At 61.6% G+C, this 17717-nt stretch carries 21 protein-coding genes and 1 tRNA gene; 18 read left to right on the top strand and 4 right to left on the bottom strand.

Going from position 1 to position 17717, the window contains the following annotated elements; all coding sequences use genetic code 11:
* Positions 1-9: 9 nt before the first annotated feature.
* The gene (locus ACU5AZ_RS10990) at positions 10-939 is read left to right on the top strand and encodes a LysR substrate-binding domain-containing protein (RefSeq protein WP_446822420.1); all 930 of its coding nucleotides are present in this window, start codon (positions 10-12) and stop codon (positions 937-939) included.
* A 191-nt stretch (positions 940-1130) separates the two neighbouring features.
* Positions 1131-2063 carry a GGDEF domain-containing protein gene (locus tag ACU5AZ_RS10985; protein WP_446822419.1) on the top strand — a complete coding sequence of 311 codons (933 nt, stop codon included), beginning with the start codon at positions 1131-1133 and terminating at the stop codon, positions 2061-2063.
* A 16-nt stretch (positions 2064-2079) separates the two neighbouring features.
* On the opposite strand, the gene ACU5AZ_RS10980 is transcribed toward ACU5AZ_RS10985, so the two are convergent.
* A complete protein-coding gene (locus tag ACU5AZ_RS10980) occupies positions 2080-2442 on the bottom strand; it encodes a hypothetical protein (RefSeq protein WP_446825987.1) in 363 nt (120 codons plus the stop codon).
* 251 nt (positions 2443-2693) lie between these two features.
* On the opposite strand from ACU5AZ_RS10980, the gene ACU5AZ_RS10975 reads away from it, so the two are divergent.
* Positions 2694-3920 (top strand): PAN domain-containing protein, encoded by a 1227-nt coding sequence (locus ACU5AZ_RS10975; protein WP_446822418.1) that lies wholly within the window; start codon positions 2694-2696, stop codon positions 3918-3920.
* A 31-nt stretch (positions 3921-3951) separates the two neighbouring features.
* Complete coding sequence (locus ACU5AZ_RS10970) at positions 3952-4161, top strand: hypothetical protein (protein ID WP_446822417.1); 210 nt, start codon at positions 3952-3954, stop codon at positions 4159-4161.
* A gap of 112 nt (positions 4162-4273) precedes the next feature.
* Here the strand turns inward: ACU5AZ_RS10970 and ACU5AZ_RS10965 are convergent.
* A tRNA-Ser gene (locus ACU5AZ_RS10965) sits at positions 4274-4363 on the bottom strand.
* Positions 4364-4671: 308 nt separating this feature from the next.
* Between ACU5AZ_RS10965 and rplU the strand changes: the two genes are divergently transcribed.
* The 14 genes from rplU (at position 4672) to ACU5AZ_RS10895 (ending at position 16870) form a co-directional block, all read left to right on the top strand.
* Positions 4672-4989, top strand: a complete 318-nt coding sequence (gene rplU, locus ACU5AZ_RS10960) for a 50S ribosomal protein L21 (RefSeq protein WP_446822416.1) — start codon at positions 4672-4674, stop codon at positions 4987-4989.
* A gap of 35 nt (positions 4990-5024) precedes the next feature.
* Positions 5025-5297 carry a 50S ribosomal protein L27 gene (gene rpmA, locus ACU5AZ_RS10955; protein WP_446822415.1) on the top strand — a complete coding sequence of 91 codons (273 nt, stop codon included), beginning with the start codon at positions 5025-5027 and terminating at the stop codon, positions 5295-5297.
* A 129-nt stretch (positions 5298-5426) separates the two neighbouring features.
* Positions 5427-6065 (top strand): GNAT family N-acetyltransferase, encoded by a 639-nt coding sequence (locus ACU5AZ_RS10950; RefSeq protein ID WP_446822414.1) that lies wholly within the window; start codon positions 5427-5429, stop codon positions 6063-6065.
* Positions 6062-6637 (top strand): GNAT family N-acetyltransferase, encoded by a 576-nt coding sequence (locus ACU5AZ_RS10945; RefSeq protein WP_446822413.1) that lies wholly within the window; start codon positions 6062-6064, stop codon positions 6635-6637. The genes ACU5AZ_RS10950 and ACU5AZ_RS10945 overlap by 4 nt, the downstream gene beginning before the upstream one ends.
* 164 nt (positions 6638-6801) lie before the next feature.
* Positions 6802-7872, top strand: a complete 1071-nt coding sequence (gene obgE / locus ACU5AZ_RS10940) for a GTPase ObgE (RefSeq protein ID WP_446822412.1) — start codon at positions 6802-6804, stop codon at positions 7870-7872.
* 1 nt (position 7873) lies between these two features.
* Positions 7874-9043, top strand: coding sequence for a glutamate 5-kinase (proB, locus tag ACU5AZ_RS10935; protein WP_446822411.1), 1170 nt, complete (start codon positions 7874-7876; stop codon positions 9041-9043).
* The gene (locus ACU5AZ_RS10930) at positions 9036-10310 is read left to right on the top strand and encodes a glutamate-5-semialdehyde dehydrogenase (RefSeq protein ID WP_446822410.1); all 1275 of its coding nucleotides are present in this window, start codon (positions 9036-9038) and stop codon (positions 10308-10310) included. The genes proB and ACU5AZ_RS10930 overlap by 8 nt, the downstream gene beginning before the upstream one ends.
* A 66-nt stretch (positions 10311-10376) precedes the next feature.
* Complete coding sequence (locus ACU5AZ_RS10925; RefSeq protein ID WP_446822409.1) at positions 10377-10973, top strand: nicotinate-nucleotide adenylyltransferase; 597 nt, start codon at positions 10377-10379, stop codon at positions 10971-10973.
* A gap of 172 nt (positions 10974-11145) precedes the next feature.
* Entirely contained in the window at positions 11146-11559 is a 414-nt protein-coding gene (gene rsfS, locus ACU5AZ_RS10920) for a ribosome silencing factor (RefSeq protein ID WP_446825986.1), read from the top strand.
* 111 nt (positions 11560-11670) lie between these two features.
* Positions 11671-12153 (top strand): 23S rRNA (pseudouridine(1915)-N(3))-methyltransferase RlmH, encoded by a 483-nt coding sequence (gene rlmH / locus ACU5AZ_RS10915; RefSeq protein WP_446822408.1) that lies wholly within the window; start codon positions 11671-11673, stop codon positions 12151-12153.
* 110 nt (positions 12154-12263) lie between these two features.
* Positions 12264-13703 carry a murein hydrolase activator EnvC family protein gene (locus ACU5AZ_RS10910; RefSeq protein WP_446822407.1) on the top strand — a complete coding sequence of 480 codons (1440 nt, stop codon included), beginning with the start codon at positions 12264-12266 and terminating at the stop codon, positions 13701-13703.
* Entirely contained in the window at positions 13693-15030 is a 1338-nt protein-coding gene (locus ACU5AZ_RS10905; protein ID WP_446822406.1) for a S41 family peptidase, read from the top strand. The genes ACU5AZ_RS10910 and ACU5AZ_RS10905 overlap by 11 nt, the downstream gene beginning before the upstream one ends.
* A 70-nt stretch (positions 15031-15100) precedes the next feature.
* Entirely contained in the window at positions 15101-16306 is a 1206-nt protein-coding gene (locus tag ACU5AZ_RS10900; RefSeq protein WP_446822405.1) for a divergent polysaccharide deacetylase family protein, read from the top strand.
* 36 nt (positions 16307-16342) lie between these two features.
* Complete coding sequence (locus ACU5AZ_RS10895; protein WP_446822404.1) at positions 16343-16870, top strand: RNA pyrophosphohydrolase; 528 nt, start codon at positions 16343-16345, stop codon at positions 16868-16870.
* Positions 16871-16947: 77 nt separating this feature from the next.
* Here the strand turns inward: ACU5AZ_RS10895 and bfr are convergent, their stop codons facing one another.
* Both bfr and ACU5AZ_RS10885 read right to left on the bottom strand, forming a co-directional pair.
* On the bottom strand, positions 16948-17433 hold the full coding sequence (bfr, locus tag ACU5AZ_RS10890; protein ID WP_446822403.1) for a bacterioferritin: 486 nt from the start codon (positions 17431-17433) through the stop codon (positions 16948-16950).
* Positions 17399-17710 carry a (2Fe-2S)-binding protein gene (locus tag ACU5AZ_RS10885; protein WP_446825985.1) on the bottom strand — a complete coding sequence of 104 codons (312 nt, stop codon included), beginning with the start codon at positions 17708-17710 and terminating at the stop codon, positions 17399-17401. Before ACU5AZ_RS10885 ends, bfr begins: the two co-directional genes overlap by 35 nt.
* Between the last annotated feature and the right edge of the window lie 7 nt (positions 17711-17717).

The raw sequence follows: 17717 nt of genomic DNA, 5'->3' as shown, positions 1-17717 counted from the left end.
GATATAATTATGGAAAATCTTCGTGACCTGCTGCCTTCCGCGTCCCGCCTCATCCTCTTCGAGGCCGCCGCCCGGCATCAGAATTTCAGCCGTGCGGCCAAGGAACTGGGCGTCAGCCAGGCCGCCGTCTCGCAGGCCGTCCGGGCACTGGAGGACGATCTCGGCGTCCAGCTTTTTCTGCGGGTTCACCGCGCCGTCGAGCTGACCGATCCGGGCGAACGCCTGTTCATCGACGTATCCACCGGCATGGGCCGCATCCAGAAGACGGTTGAGGACATCCGACAGAAGAGCCGCGATGCGAGCGTGACGATCGCCGCATCGAGCGCCTTTGCCTCGATGTGGATGCTGCCGCGCCTGGAACGCTTCCGCGAGGACCTGCCGAACATCGACCTGCGCATCCAGACGAGCGTGCGCGACCTTGATCTCGTCAACGAACCCGTTCCGCTCGCCGTACGCGGCGGTCGCCCCGAGGACTGGCCGCAATATCATGCCGCTCCGATCGCCTCGGAAGTGATCAACGCGGTGGCAAGCCCCGCCTTCGTGGAGAAGAACGGCATCGACGACAGCCTGGAAACGCTTGCCCGCCAAAGGCTGATCTGGCTGGACGAGCCGGTGCGCACGGCGCTCGACTGGCCGCAATGGTTTGCCGCCGGCGGTTTGACCCTGCCCCGGCAGGCCCGCAGGCTGGTCATCAATGACTATGTGCTCGTCATCCAGGCGGTGCTGGCCGGCCAGGGGGTGGCGCTCGGCTGGCGCCATCTGATCGAACCGCAGATGGAAGCCGGCCTGTTGCAGCCGGTGACCACGCATGTGGTCCATACCGGCGCCGCCTTTTACGTGGTCTGGCCCCGCACCCGTGAACTCAGCCAGCGCGCCCGCGCGGTGCGCGACTGGCTGATCGCCGATGGCGAGCGCAACCGGGAAGCGCCATCTCCTTGAAGTCGAAGACCAAAACGCTTGCAGCAGATCCGGCCCGGGCCGGATTGCGAATTGTCAGTTTTTTCCGGTTGCCAGGACAGACGGAAACGCAACAGCAACGTTTTGTCCTTAGGCTCTGATCCATCAGCGCTATAAAGCGTAGGGGGAAACAGGTGTCGAAAACGTTGCAAACAACGGCGCGGCTGCACAGGATGCGTCCGGACAGGCAGACCGCCAATGCGACCCCTTCGGCCCAGTTCGACCATCTGCAGGCGCTGTTCGACAAGTCGTTCAAGGCGGCCCGCATCGGCATCTGGGAATGCAGCCTGCCGGACGAGGTCCTCACCTGGACCGACACGGTCTACGAACTGTTCGACCTGGAGCCGCAATGCGCGCTCAGCCGCGATGACATCGTCGCGCTCTACACGGAAGAATCCCGTAGGAAGCTCTCGGAAGTCCGCAGCGCCACGATCGCCAGCGGAGAGAGCTTTACCCTCGATGCCGAGATCATCACCGCGACCGGCAATCGCCGCTGGATCAGGATCACCGCGATCGTCGAGCGGGTCGACGGCAGTCCTGTCCGCCTGTTCGGCATGAAGCAGGACATTACCGCCGAAAAGGCGATGATCGACCACATTCGCCATCTGGCGGAAGTCGATACCGTCACCGGGCTCGCCTCGCGCGCGAAATTCGAGGCCGTGTTCGAAGACGTCTATGCCGCCGCGGCCGAGGTTCCGCATGCGCTGCTGCTGATCGACCTCGACGGTTTCAAGGCGGTCAACGACCGCCTCGGCCATCAGGCGGGAGACGCGTGCCTGAAGGAAGCCGGAAACCGCCTATCCGCGGCCCTGCCGGACGCGACGCTGGTCAGCCGGCTTGGCGGCGACGAATTCGCCGTCCTGCATCCATGCCGCTCTCCCGACTGTCTCGAACAGCTCGGCGGGCGCATCGTCGAGAGCATGCAGTGGCATCTCGGCATCGGCAATCTGACGATCACCAGCTCGGTCGGCGGCGCGCCGGTCAATGGCGAGATCGAGCCGAAGGACGTCTTCTCACGCGCCGACCGCGCCCTCTATGCCGCCAAGGCCGAGGGCAAGAACTCCTTCAGGCTCTTCGAGACCGGCCAGCACGATCGCAGACGCTGAAGCGGCCGCGCCAGCCTCAGGCTTCGGCCGTCTCCCGCACGTCATCGAGGAGAAAATGCACGACCACATAGGAGGTCGTGTAATGCTTCCCGCTGTCAGAGACGCTTTCGACACTGCCGCCGTCGGACGGATGCCAGTTGCTGTAATGCGGGTTGTTGGTGATCAGCGTGATCGCCCTGCCCGAAAGCCGTCCGCCAAGGCGGTAGCGCGCCTCGGCAAGCGGCCAGATCTTCTCGAAGTCCTGCTGGCTGATGCGGACCTTCAAGGCCTTGCGCGTGATCGCCTTGCCCGGCGAACCATCCTCCTGCGCCACCGCCGGAATATGAAGCTCGACCTCTTCCGCGTCATCCAGCAGAAAGGCGTATTCGTCTGGCCACATCCGTCTCACGTATCACTCCTCCCAAAGCTGTCCGTCTTTTGACAGGGCGATTGTAACGGGAATGTTGCAGGAGGCAATGCGGATAAGAGGCGAATTTGAGGGCGGAGCTGCGGCGAATGTGGCGGTGGTTGTATGCGCATGGAGGGGTGCCAAGGAGCATCCCGGCACAACCAAGCCCCGGTGAGGTCGTGTATGAAGCTTGCTCATTCTCATCCAATATAGTTTGATGAGACCGGGTAAGGGTTTCGTTCATGCGTAATAGATTTCAAGCTGTCGTCGCCATCGTTCTTTTGTATTTCATTGCAGTTGGCAGCGCGTCTGCAGCTGAGAAAATCTTCGGGCCCTTCATTATTAACGACGACTATCCCGATCTGATTATTCTCAACGGTGAAATCGACGTCAGCTCCGCGCTGAACTTTAGGCGCGCCCTTGATGCTGCTCCAAACGCTACGGTGGTCGCTCTTAATAGTCCAGGCGGGAATGTGCAGATGGGACTTCTGATTGCAGACGATATCCATCAAAAGAAGCTGACGACCTACATCCCCAAAGGAAGCGGTTGCTATTCAGCCTGTGCTTACATCTTCCTTGCCGGCGCAGCACGGGAAGTCGAAGGTGAGCTCGGCGTCCACCAGATTTCGTCGCAATCATCGGATCTCGTCGGCGCCCAACTTACCATTTCAGATATTATCGACGTGCTTGGTCGCTTCGATACACCGCCTGAAGTGATGAGCGTCATGTTCAAGACGCCACCAGACGACATGCATGTGTTCACCGCCGAAGAGATCGTGCGCTATCGACTAAACAAAGCAAGCGCCTCAAATAATGGCGTCGTCCAGCGTGACCCAGCTGAATCGGCCGGCGGCCTGGTAATGGGCGCCCCTAAAGTTCACTCATCGACATCAGAAGCCTCACTTCCTCCCGCCCAAACATCAGGCCGACCTGATCGCCTTGCGATCTACACCGGCCTCGACCTTTTTGGCGACGACATAAGGTCAGCGAGGGTTGCAGACGCTGCTGAATGTGCCGGGCAGTGCGGGGCACTGAGAGGGCAGTGCAAGGCCTTTACCTTCAACATCAATCCAACCATCAAACGCGGTCCAAACTGCTTCCTTAAGTCTGGCTACGGCAGGGTCGATGGCAATAGAGTTGCCTTTTCCGGCATGCTTCTAAGCGGATCCGAGCCCGACCCGGCTACTTTTACCGTAGGTACCATTGATCCTCAGGACGCTCTCTTTGACGATGTCGACCTGCCAGGCGGCGACCTTTCCAACCGTCCCCTCGAAAAGGCAACAACGCCTCTTCAATGCAGACTTGCTTGCATCGACAACTCGAGTTGCATCGCGTTTACATATGTTCGCAGGAAAAGCGAGTGCTGGCTCAAGGGATCAGTCGGCAATCCAAAATCCCGACAGGGTATGATCAGTGGCGTGAAAACGCCTCGGAGTTTTTCACCAGCCACGATTATCGATCTCAATTGAAGGCAACAGACGATCAGCATCGGGAATGAAGATGGCAACCTATAAGCAGGTTCAGGATTGGATTATGGCGACATACGGCTTCAGAGCCAAAACCTGCTGGATTGCCCATGTGAAAGCAGAGAACGGAAAAACCAAACGCGTGGCAGCAAATAGAATCAATATGCAGGCTCGCAAGCACCCCTGTCCGGCCGACAAGCGAATAGCTGTCGAGACTGCGCTGCGGCATTTTGAGGTTATCTAAATCACGCAGTGCCGGGAATGTGGCCATCGAGGCCAAGGCTCGGCGCAAACAATTGAAATGTTGGGTTCCTATCGTGAAATTCGCGACGCAAAGTCATGCTATTCGCAAATAATGGCGGAGAGGGGGGGATTCGAACCCCCGATACGGTTGCCCGTATGCCGCATTTCGAGTGCGGTGCATTCGACCACTCTGCCACCTCTCCGCATAACTGGTCGGCGCTTGATTTGCGCGGGGTGTCTCATAGCGATGAAAATTCTGGCTGGCAAGGGCGAAAATCAAATGTTTCCGGGGATGTCGCCTTGACAGATTTTGGCTTCTCACGTATCAGCCACTCCGACTGGAAAAGCCCGTAAAAGGCCCACCAATTCTTTGCATGGTTGCAAAGCTTCACCGGCAGACCGGGTTCGAGACCTCAACCTCTTGAAAACGCTGCTTAACATCGACTGACAAAAAGACGGCCGCCCGGGCGATTTCCCGGAGAGAGCCGGAACGAACATGAAAGGATAAAAAATGTTCGCAGTCATCAAAACCGGCGGCAAGCAGTACCGCGTGGCAGCAAACGACGTGCTGACCATCGAAAAGCTTGAAGCAGACGCCGGTGCTACTGTTGAATTCACCGAAGTACTCGTTGTCGGCGCCGGCGCCGATGCCAAGTTCGGCGCTCCCTTCGTAGAAGGCGCTGCCGTCAAGGCTGAAGTTGTCGAGCACAACCGCGGCAAGAAGGTCATCGCCTTCAAGAAGCGCCGCCGCCAGAACTCCAAGCGTTCGCGCGGCCACCGCCAGCACCACACGGTCGTCCGTATCACGGACATCGTGGCCGGCAAGTAAGACAACGGATTACGAAGGTTTAAAGGAGAACTCCAATGGCACACAAAAAAGCTGGCGGTTCCTCGCGCAACGGTCGCGATTCTGAATCCAAGCGCCTTGGCGTGAAGAAGTTCGGCGGCGAAGCCGTCGCAGCAGGCAACATCCTCGTCCGTCAGCGCGGCACGAAGTGGCATCCGGGCGCCAATGTCGGCCTCGGCAAGGACCACACGATTTTCGCGCTTACCGAGGGTAACGTGTCCTTCCGCACGAAGGCCAACGGCCGCGTATACGTGTCCGTAATGCCGAAAACGGCAGAAGCAGCAGAGTAAGCCGGTCACTCTCTAAACAGCCGGCGTCGCATCGACCCGGCTGACTGTAAGGTTCAGGCCAAGATCAAAAGGGGAGATGGGGCGCCACCCAACTCCCCTTTATCTTTTGCTCCGAAGGAGGACTGAACCATGCAGGAAGAATTGTTGAGGGAGAGCCAATCGCGGTCTCCCGAAAGCCGGTTAAGGCCGGACAGGTTAAGAAGCGATTGCCCCGTCTTGTTATCGGAGCGCCTGGTTTTGCGCGCCCCGCACGAAGACGACATTGACGCCCTTGCCCATCTCGCCAACAACGCCGCAGTTGCGACCATGGTGTCGCGCATGCCTCATCCCTACACGGTCAACGATGCCCATGACTTCGTCCGACGTGCGAAGGAAAATGGCGTGATTGGCAAATGCGTCTATGCCATTACGAACGCCGCCAATGGAGAATTCCTCGGCTGCTGCGGCATAGAGCCGGACACGGAAGATGCCGGCATCGTCGAGATCGGCTACTGGATCGGCGAGCAGCACTGGAACAAGGGCTACGCCACCGAGGCGGCGCATGCGCTGATCGACATGGCCTTCCGCACCCGCGATATCGACGCGATCGATGCGCGCTGCCGGGTTGTCAACGTCGCTTCGCGCCGGGTCATCCAGAAGTGCGGCTTCCAGTTCCAGGGCTCCGGCATGATACCGTGCCTCGCCGTCGGCGGCATGATGCCCGTCGAATGGTTCAGGCTCGACCGCAAGACCTGGCTGTCGCTGAAGAGCTGGAGGGACGGACGATGAACGCGATCGCAAGAGAACTGCACATTGCGCGCATCTCCTTTGCCCGCCAGCCCGAGATCCGCACGCAGAACCTGATCCTGCGGCAGGTGACGGCAACGGATGTCGAGGCGATTGCGCTTGGCCTGGACGACCATGCCGTGGCGCGCATGCTGCCGCCGGTTCCGCAGCCCTATTACCGCGAGGATGCGGAGGAATGGCTGGGACGCTGGCAGTCCGGTGAAGCCGAAGGCTGGTGCTTTGCCATCACCCGTGACGGCGGCCCTCTGATCGGGGTGATCTCGATCGAGAACCGCGACGGCGAATGGCATCTCGGCTACTGGCTTGCCAGGCCCCATTGGGGCCAGGGGCTGATGAGCGAGGCGGCAAGCGCCGTCGCCGAACGTTTCTTCGGCGCGATGCTGGCCGCAACGCTGCATTCCGGCGCGGTCGCCGACAACGCCGCGTCGCTGGCCATCCAGGACAAGATCGGCTTCGCGGTCACCGGCTGCAGGGAGATCTGGTGCGCCGCTCGCAGCGAAACGGTCACCGTGATCACCACGGAACTGACCTTCGGCAGCTACATGCCGATCTGACATCACGATCGGGCGCCCCTGACCTCAAGCGGCGCCCGATCCTTCATCTGCCGGCGGGGCCCTTGCGGCCCCTCCGGTGACAATTATCTTTGACCTTGAAACCGTCCGGCTATATCGGTAGCCGCGAAAATAAGGGCCTCGGCCAGCGAAAGAACGGCATTGCCATGAAATTTCTCGATGAAGCGAAAATCTATATCAAGTCCGGCGACGGCGGCGCGGGGTCCGTCTCCTTCCGGCGCGAAAAATTCATCGAGTTCGGCGGTCCGGACGGCGGCGACGGCGGCCGCGGCGGCGATGTCTGGGTTGAAGCGGTCAACGGCCTCAACACGCTGATCGATTTCCGTTTCCAGCAGCATTTCAAGGCGAAGGTCGGTATGCACGGCATGGGCCGCAACCGCACAGGCGCCAATGGGGACTCGATCACCCTGAAGGTGCCCGTGGGCACGCAGATCCTGGAAGAGGACGGCGAAACGCTGATCATCGACATCACCGAGGAAGGCCAGCGCTACCGGCTGGCCGCCGGCGGCAACGGCGGTTTCGGCAATGCCTACTTCAAATCCTCGGTCAACCAAGCACCGGACTGGGCCAATCCCGGCCTTCCGGGCGTCGAGAAGACGGTCTGGCTGCGCCTCAAGCTGATCGCCGACGCGGGGCTGGTGGGCCTGCCGAATGCCGGGAAGTCAACCTTCCTCGCCTCCGTCACCCGCGCCCGGCCGAAGATCGCCAACTACCCCTTCACCACGCTGCATCCCAATCTCGGCGTCGCCACCATCGACGATCGCGAGTTCGTGCTGGCCGACATTCCCGGCCTGATCGAAGGCGCCCATGAAGGCGTCGGCATCGGCGACCGCTTCCTCGGCCACGTGGAGCGAACCCGTGTTCTCCTGCATCTGGTCTCGGCCATGGAGGAAGACGTCGCCAAGGCCTACAAGACCGTGAAGCACGAGCTGGAGGCCTATGGCCACGGCATTCACGATAAACCGGAAATCGTCGCCCTGTCGCAGATCGACATTCTCGACAAGGAGACGCTGAAGCAGAAGACCAAGGCGCTTGCCAAGGCCTGCGGCAAGACGCCCTTCCAGCTCTCCGCCGTCACCGGCCTCGGCATGACCGAGGCGCTCAGGGCGGTGCGCGACGTGATCGTCTCCAGCGGCTCCGAGGAAGACCTCGCGATCCCGCGCCAAAAGCGCGACAAGGGCCGCCATTCCGACATCGAGACGCAGGACGAAGAATAGCATGCAGCAGCGCCAGCCGCTTTCCGCTTACAAGCGCATCGTCGTCAAGATCGGCTCGGCCCTGCTCGTCGACCGAAAATCCGGACTTAAGAAAGCCTGGCTCGACAGCGTCTGCGCCGACATTGCAGCGCTGAAGGCTGCGGGTACCGACGTGCTGGTCGTCTCTTCGGGCGCAATCGCGCTCGGTCGGTCGGTGCTGCAGCTTCCCTCCGGCACACTGAAGCTCGAGGAGAGCCAGGCGGCGGCCGCCGTCGGCCAGATCGCGCTGGCACGCGCATGGTCGGAAGCCCTGTCGCGGGACGAGATCATCGCCGGCCAGATCCTGCTGACGCTCGGCGATACCGAGGAGCGCCGCCGGTATCTCAACGGCCGCGCCACAATCAGCCAGCTGATGAAATTCGGCGCCGTGCCGATCATCAACGAGAACGACACGGTGGCCACGACCGAGATCCGTTACGGCGACAATGATCGTCTCGCCGCCCGCGTCGCCACCATGACCGGCGCCGACCTGCTGGTTCTCCTGTCCGACATCGACGGGCTCTACACGGCGCCGCCGCATCTCGACCCGGATGCGAAATTCCTGGAGGCGATTGCCGAAATCACCCCGGAAATCGAGGCCATGGCCGGCGGCGCGGCATCGGAACTGTCGCGCGGCGGCATGCGCACCAAGATCGATGCCGGCAAGATCGCCACGTCGGCAGGCTGCGCCATGATCATCGCCTCCGGCAAGATGGACCATCCGCTCTCGGCAATCGACAAGGGCGCGCGCTCCTCATGGTTTGCGCCGTCCGGAACGCCGGTCACCGCCCGCAAGACCTGGATTGCCGGCAAGCTGCAGCCGGCCGGCGAATTGCATGTCGATGCCGGCGCGGAACGAGCCCTTTCCGCCGGCAAGAGCCTGCTGCCCGCGGGCGTGACACTGGTGAACGGCCAGTTTGAGCGCGGCGACACGATTGCGATATTCGGCCCGTCGGGTCGAGAAATCGCCCGCGGACTTGCCGGCTATGATGCCAGCGAAGCGCGCCAGATCACCGGCCGCAAGTCCAATGAGATTGAAGCGATACTCGGATATGCCGGCCGTTCGGCCATGGTGCACCGGGACGATCTTGTGATGACGACGACAGCGTCGGCACGCAGGAGCGACAGGGAGAAGGACGCAAGCCATGTCTGACGGCATGATCAGCATCGATGCATTGATGAGCGAGATCGGCCGCAATGCGAAAGTGGCATCGCGCAAGATCGCCATCGCCTCGACAGAACGCAAGAACGAGGCGCTGCTGGCCATGGCCGATGCGCTGGCGTCCGCGAGCAAGGACATTCTTGCCGCCAACGCGATCGATCTGCAGAACGCCGCAAGGAACGACCTCGCCGAATCCTTCATCGATCGCCTGACCCTGACAGAAGAGCGGATTGCCGGCATGGCCGAGGGCATCCGCCAGATTGCCGATCTGAAGGATCCGGTGGGCGAAGTGATCGCCGCCTGGGACCGTCCGAACGGCCTCCAGATCGAGCGCGTCCGTACCCCGCTGGGCGTCATCGGCGTGATCTACGAGAGCCGGCCGAATGTGACGGCGGATGCCGGCGCGCTGTGCCTCAAGGCCGGCAATGCCGTTATCCTGCGTGGCGGATCGGATTCGCTCAATTCATCGCGCGCGATCCACGCTTGCCTGGTGGCCGGCCTCAAGGCGGCAGGATTGCCGGAACATGCCATCCAGCTCGTGCCCGTCAGCGACCGCGCGGCCGTTGGCGCGATGCTGACCGGCCTTGACGGCGCGATCGACGTCATCGTTCCCCGCGGCGGCAAGAGCCTTGTCACCCGTGTCCAGAGCGAGGCACGCGTTCCCGTCTTCGCCCATCTGGAAGGCATCTGCCACATCTATGTCGATGCTTCCGCCGACCTGGAAATGGCCAAGAAGATCGTCGTCAACGCCAAGATGCGGCGCACCGGTGTCTGCGGTGCCGCCGAAACGCTGCTGGTCGACGGTGCGGCAATCGGCACGCACCTGATGCCGCTCCTGGAAGCACTGACCGAAGCCGGCTGCGAAATTCGCGCCTCCGCGACCGTGCTGAAGGTCTTCCCGGCCTTCAAGCCGGCAACGGAAGAGGACTGGTCGACCGAATATCTCGACGCGATCATTTCGGTCGCCCTTGTCGATGGCGTTTCCGGAGCGATCAACCACATCAATAAGTATTCGTCGCACCACACCGAAGCGATCATCGCCGAGGACCCGGCAGCCGTCGAACGCTTCTTCAACGAGATCGATTCGGCGATCCTGCTGCACAATGCGTCCACCCAGTTTGCCGATGGCGGCGAGTTCGGCATGGGCGCGGAGATCGGCATTGCAACGGGCAAGATGCACGCCCGCGGCCCTGTCGGGGTCGAACAGCTGACCTCGTTCAAGTATCGTGTCCGCGGCAGCGGCCAGACCCGGCCGTAAGCCGGCTCCAACCGAGGGGAAACTGCCGACGTGGGGACGGAAGCGATAGAACGACGGCACCTGATCATGCCGCACGTGGAACCGGGCATGGCGGTCGGCCTGTTCGGCGGGTCGTTCAATCCGCCGCACGAGGGGCACCTGCTGGTCGCCGAGATCGCGCTGCGTCGCCTTCGCCTGGATCAGGTCTGGTGGCTGGTGACGCCGGGAAATCCACTGAAGAACCATTCCGGCCTCGCACCTCTTGCCGAACGGCTGGAGCAGAGCGAGAAGCTTGCGCACGATCCACGGATCAAGATCACTGCCTTCGAGAAGTCGCTCGGCCAGAGTTACACGGCCAGGACGCTCGCCTTCGTCAAGGCGCGCAACCCCGACGTCCGCTTCGTCTGGATCATGGGGGCGGACAATCTGAAGTCCTTCCATCGCTGGCAGCATTGGCAGGGCATCGCCGAAACCTTTCCCATCGCCGTCATCGACCGGCCGGGTTCGACCCTCTCCTACCTGTCCTCCAAGATGGCAAAGACCTTTGCCCGCGCCAGGATCGACGAGGAGGATGCCGGCACGCTCTCGGCCCGCAAGGCACCGGCATGGACCTTCATTCACGGCCCCCGCTCCGCGCTGAGCTCGACGGCCATACGAAACGGCAGCCAGGCCTCAGCCGAATGAGAGCCCCGACATCGCCCCACGCGACTGGTAAAGCTGCAACAGCATTTTACAAGATATTAACTGCCGGACGGCCCGCGTCTTGAAACATTAACCATTCGGTGCCTATCTTGTTAACGGTTCGGCAAAACATTAGCCGAGTCGAAAGTGCTGTTTTTGATCGAAAGGAACAACCCTGACAACAGTACACGCAAAGGGAAGGACGCCAGTCCATCTCCCGCAGAGCCAGGAACGTGGCGCCGATGCCGCGGCCCGTGCTCTTGAAACTGTCCTCGCCAGCCTCGAGGACTCCAAAGCAGAAGATATCGTCACCATCGACATTGCTGGAAAATCCGCGCTGGGCGACTACATGGTCGTGGTCTCCGGGCGATCCAACCGGCATGTCACCGCGATCGCCGATCGCCTGATTTCCGATCTCAAGGATGACGGCTTTTCTGGCGCCCGCGTCGAAGGTCTGGAAACAGGAGACTGGGTCCTGATCGACACCGGTGACGTCATCATTCACGTGTTCCGCCCGGAAGTACGCGAGTTCTACAGCCTCGAGAAGATGTGGGCCGCGCCGGACATTCAGGACGAAACACTGCATTGATGCAGCACTCAGGCATGATCTGATCGCCTGAGTTGAAAATTGTGGCAACGCATGCCGGACGGCCTCGAAGGGCCGGCAGGGATGCTCGCCGCAAAAAATGGCGGGAGAAGCATGCGAATTGGCCTTTTTGCGGTAGGGCGGCTGAAAGCCGGGCCCGAGAAGGATTTGTCGGCGCGCTACCTCGACCGCTTCTCCAAGGCCGGCCCCGCGATCGGGCTGGAATTCACCCGTGTGACCGAAGTCCAGGAAAGCCGGTCCTCCGACGCCGCGACGCGCAAGCGCGAAGAAGCCGCAATGCTGGAAAAGGCGCTGCCGGCTGGCTCGGCACTCATTCTCCTCGACGAGCGCGGCAAGACGATCGGCAGCGAAGATTTCGCGAAACTTCTCGAGACGCTGAAGGACAACGGCCGCCGCGACCTGATGGTCGCCATTGGCGGTGCCGACGGGCTCGATCCCGATCTGCACCAGAAGGCGGATTACGTGCTCAACCTCGGACGCATGACATGGCCGCACCAGCTCGTGCGCATCCTGATCGCAGAACAGCTGTACCGCGCGGTCACCATTCTCTCCGGACATCCCTATCACCGGGCATGACCGCCTGACCCGTCGCGCACTCCCGCTCCTGACTTTTTTCCGCTAAGGAGGGAGCCGGCCCGCCTCGGGCCATAGTTTCGCGCAATCTTGCCGGCTTACGCTGGGAGGGAATGAAGATCGCAGCCAACAAGAGACATGCCTGGCTTCTGGCGCCGCCACTGCTGGCAGGCGGCCTGTTGCTGTTCGTGTTTTTCGGCGTGCCGGGCTTTGCGGATCCGGTCTACTCCCAGGAACCACCGACCGACTCCATTCCTGCCGGTGGCGCCGGCGCCGATACAGCCTCCCCCGAAGATACCGCCAAGGCGCTGGAAGAAAAGCGGGAGCAGACACGCGCGGAGATGCAGGCGCTTGCCGACAGCATGAAGCTCTCCGACCAGCGTGCCAAGGAGCTCGCGGACAGCATTGCGGAACTGGAAAAAACCAGCGCCTCCATCAAGCAGGCCCTGATCGAATCCGCCGAAAAGCGCCGGCAACTCGAAGACAAGGTCATCGAAAGCGAAAAGAAGCTGTCATCCCTCGGTCTGGAGCAGGACAAGATCCGCGAGTCGCTGCACGAACGCCGCGGCGTTCTGGCCGAAGTTCTGGCCGCATTGCAGCGCATGGGACGCAATCCGCCGCCGGCACTGCTCGTCAGCCCCGAGGATGCACTCGCCTCGGTGCGCAGCGCCATCCTGCTCGGCGCCGTCGTTCCGGGCATCCGCCAGGAAACCGACAAGCTCGTTTCGGCGCTGAAGCAACTGACCTCCGTCGAGACCGCGATGCGCAACGAGAAGGCCAATTACGCCTCCATCATCCAGCAGAACCTGGAAGAGGAAAAGCGCATGGACCTGCTTCTCGCCGAAAACGACCGCGTCAACAACGAAAACACCGCCAAGCTGGAAGCGGAGCGCAAGAAGTCCGAGGAACTCGCCGCCAAGGCGACCAACCTGCAGGATTTGATCGCTTCACTGGAAAGTGAAATCGGCACGCTGCGGGACGCGAAGGAGGCGGCAAGGGCCGCGGAAGTCGAAAGGCTGAAGAACAGCCAGGGCCAGACGGACGACGCAAAGGGCCTGGCCGACGGTGGACTGCCCGATAAAAACCGCATTGCGCCCGCATATCCGTTCAAAGACTTGAAGAATAAACTGCAATTCCCGGTCGCTGGCGATGTGGTGCGCAAATACGGGGATTCGGACGGGACAGGCCATCCTGCAAGGGGTATGACGATCGCGACGAATGCGGGAATGCTCGTGATAGCGCCCGCGGACGCTCAGGTGGTCTATGCCGGCAAGTTCCGCAGCTACGGACAGATGATCATTCTCGACATGGGTGATGGCTACCATATGATCCTATCGGGCATGGACTCGCTGAAGACCAGTCAGGGCAAGTTTGTCTTTGCCGGCGAACCGCTGGCGGTCATGGGCGCGACACGAGTTGCAAGCGCCGCCGCATTGGCGCTGGAAACAAGCCAGCCAACACTTTACATTGAATTCAGACATGACGGGGAGCCGGTTGATTCTGCCCCCTGGTGGACCGGGAAAAGCACTGGAAAGGCACGCAATGATACGTAAGGTCTCTCTCGTTGTCGCAGGGGCTCTCATGGGAGCAACGGCGATGGGTGTTCTCTATTCGGCCGGCATCCCCGCCCAGGCAGCAGGGATTTCGACCTATAAGGAGCTTGCCATCTTCGGTGACGTCTTCGAGCGGATTCGCGCCCAGTACGTGACGCCGCCGGACGAACAGAAGCTGATCGAAGCCGCCATTTCGGGCATGCTGACGTCTCTGGATCCGCATTCGAGCTACATGAACGCCCAGGACGCGGCCGACATGCAGACCCAGACGCGTGGCGAATTTGGCGGTCTCGGCATCGAAGTCACGATGGAGAATGACCTCGTAAAGGTCATCACGCCGATCGACGACACGCCGGCCGCCAAGGCAGGCGTTCTCTCCGGCGACCTCATATCCGCCATCGACGGCGCCGATGTTCGCGGCCTGACGCTGGCACAGGCGGTCGACAAGATGCGCGGCGAGGTCGGTTCGCCGATCAAGCTGACCATCCTGCGCAAGGGCGCCGACAAGCCGATCGATATCGAGGTCAAACGCGCTATCATCGCCGTCCAGGCCGTCAAGTGGCGGGTCGAGAAGGCGGATGACGGCGACGTCGGCTACATGCGGATCATCTCCTTCACCGAGAAGACCTTCCCGGATCTCGAAAAGGCCTTCGACAAGATCAAGGAGCAGGTGCCGGAAGACAAGCTGAAGGGCTACGTGCTCGATCTGCGGCTCAATCCGGGTGGTCTCCTCGACCAGGCGATCAACGTGTCCGACGCCTTCCTGGAACGCGGCGAGATCGTTTCGACCCGCGGTCGCAATCCGGAGGAAACCCGCCGCTTCAACGCCGGTCCGGGTGATCTCGCCGACAACAAGCCGGTCATCGTGCTCGTCAACGGCGGTTCGGCTTCCGCTTCGGAAATCGTCGCCGGCGCCCTGCAGGATCTGCATCGCGCCACCGTTGTCGGCACCCGGTCCTTCGGCAAGGGCTCCGTTCAGACGATCATCCCGCTCGGCGATGCCGGCGCGCTTCGCCTGACCACCGCGCTCTACTACACGCCGTCCGGCAAATCGATCCAGGGTACCGGCATCACGCCGGACATCACGGTCGAACAGCCGTTGCCCGACGACCTGAAGGGCAAGATTCGCACCGAAGGCGAATCCAGCCTGCGCGGCCACATCCAGGGCCAGAGCGAGACCGATGCCGGTTCCGGCTCGATCGCCTACGTGCCGCCGGATGAGAAGGACGACATCCAGCTCAACTATGCGCTGGACCTGTTGCGCGGCAAGAAGACGGATCCGGCCTTCCCGGCCAATCCGGAAAAGGCCGAGCTTCTGAAGAAGTAATGCGAAGGGCGCGGTTCTCATTCGGGAACCGCGCCCTGCCGCTTCCGTAGCCTTCAACCGGGACAGCCGCGTGAAGACGGACCTCCATTCCCCCCTCGGACAGGATCGACCGCCGCGCCGCAAGCGCCTCGGCTGGATGACGCGCACGCATGTTGCGACGGCCATCATCGTCGTGCCGATCCTCGGCCTGTCTGCCTATTCCGCAACTACATCCCGCTTTGTCGGCACAGTTTCGCCCGGCGACATTCCGGCCACCGAGGTCGCCGCCGGCACAGTGCCTCCCTCTGCCGCTGCGACACCGGGCGACGCCGCGAAGACGGTCACGCAGGGGCTGCCGCGTGCCGATGCGCGCTCCGGTGCACGGGTCGAGAGGACCGAGACCGACGATGGCAAGGTCGTCACCAAGTTTTCGCCCGGCTCGCGCGACGACAGCGGACCGGTGATCGTCAGCGCCCAGCAGGTCGGGCAGGACCCGCGCATGGCCGCGGTGCCGAACCCGGACCTGATCGAGGCGAGCCCCTATGGCGACCTGCCGAAGGTCGGCGACGGCGGCCTGCGGCCCGTCGACCAGTATGCGCGCCCATGGTCCGGCGCCTATGGCAACCGGATCGCGATCGTCGTCAGCGGCCTCGGCCTCAGCCAGACAGGCACGAAGCACGCCATCGACCGCCTGCCGCCGGAGGTGACCTTCGCCTTCGCCTCCAGCGGCAACAGCCTTCAGCGATGGATGCAGGAAGCCCGCCGCGGCGGCCATGAGATCCTGATCCAGGTGCCGTTCGAGCCCCTCTCCTATCCCGCCAACGACCTGTCGCGCGACATGCTGACCGTCGGCGAAAGCACCAGCGAAAACATCGAAAAGCTGCATCGCGCCATGGGGCAGATCACCAACTATACCGGCGTGATGAACTACCTCGGATCGCGCTTCCTGGCGGATTCGGACGCATTGGACCCGGTGATGCGGGACATCGCCTCGCGCGGCCTGCTGTTCCTGGACGACGGCTCTTCGGCCCGTTCGCTAACCGGAACATTCGCCAAGACGCTCGACATGCCCTATTCGGTGGGCGACGTTCTGCTCGACGGCGATCTGAACCGTGCCGCCATCATGGGCAAGCTCGACGAACTGGAGCGGATCGCCCAGCGCAAGGGGTCCGCGGTCGGCATCGCCTCGGCCTTCGACGAAAGCATTGCCGCCATTGCCCAATGGAGCAAGGACGCCGAGCGCCGCGGAATCGAGATCGTCGGAGTGTCCGCCCTGGCGACCGCCAATGATCAGTAAGCCATGAACGACATGGAATATGCACGAGGACAGTCAATGAACAAGAAGGCCGGCAAGGTGAAAGCGGAAGATCTTCCCTATCGTCCCTGTGTGGGCGTCATGGTGCTGAACGCCGGCGGCCTCGTCTGGGTCGGCCGACGGATCCCGGACGGTAACTCCGAATATGACGGCTCGCCGCAGCTCTGGCAGATGCCGCAGGGCGGGATCGACAAGGGCGAGGAGCCGCTGAAGGCGGCCTACCGGGAACTCTACGAAGAGACCGGAATGAAATCCGTCTCGCTTCTCGCCGAAAGCGACGGCTGGATCAACTACGACCTGCCGTCAGACCTCATCGGTATCGGTCTGAGAGGTAAGTATCGTGGTCAGACACAGAAATGGTACGCCTTCCGCCACGAAGGCGATGAGAGCGATATCGCCATCAATCCGCCCCCGGGTGGCCATGAGGCCGAATTCGACGCCTGGGACTGGAAGCCGATGAGCGACCTGCCGGGGCTGATCGTGCCGTTCAAGCGCAAGGTCTACGAGCAGGTGGTCGCACAGTTCGCGCATCTCGCCGGCGGCTGAGAAAGGCAGAATCTGTCGCCCAAAAGAAAACCCGGCCTTTCGAGCCGGGTTTCTGATTTTTGCAATCGCTTGTCCGTTTATTCCGCGGCGTCGGCGGAATCGGAATTGAGCTGACCGTATTTTTCTTCGCCGATCTTGCCGAGAAGCTCCAGCTGGGTTTCCAGAAAGTCGATGTGACCTTCCTCGTCCATCAGCAGCTCTTCGAAAAGTTTCATGGAGACATAGTCTCCGGCGTCATGACAGATGTCACGGGATTTCTTGTAGGCCTTGCGGGCGTCATATTCGCCGGCGAGATCGGCTTCAAGCACTTCCTTGACATTCTGGCCGATACGAAGCGGCGCGACTGTCTGCAGGTTCGGGTGGCCTTCGAGGAAGATGATGCGGTCGACCAGTCGGTCGGCGTGCTGCATCTCTTCGATCGATTCGGCGCGTTCCTTCTTGGCAAGCTTGGTGTAGCCCCAATCCTGCAGCAGCCGGTAGTGCAGCCAGTACTGATTGACAGCGCCGAGCTCCAGAAACAGGGCCTCGTTAAGCTGCTCGATGACTTTTTTGTCGCCTTTCAATGTCCGCTCTCCTTTGTTCTTCATGGAATCGTTTCAAGCGCGACATGAAATCGAACATTTCGGCTTCTGTCGAGGGGTGTTCCAGATGGTAACGCTCTGTCGTGCGAATGATGATGTCGACGACATTCGGGAAGCAGCCGCAACAGCGCCCACGCTTCGCCATCGCGTGATAGACTTTCGAAGGCACGATCAATTGCCAGCAATCCTCGTCGAGCAAGGCGACAATGGTGTCTTCGATTTCCTTGTCTGTGATGAAGTTGCAGCTACAAACGAGCATTTCCAAG

The organism is Rhizobium sp. PAMB 3182, assembly GCF_052908355.1.
The sequence above is the reverse complement of the archived record's forward strand: the minus strand, read 5'-3'. Positions and strand labels throughout refer to the sequence as shown.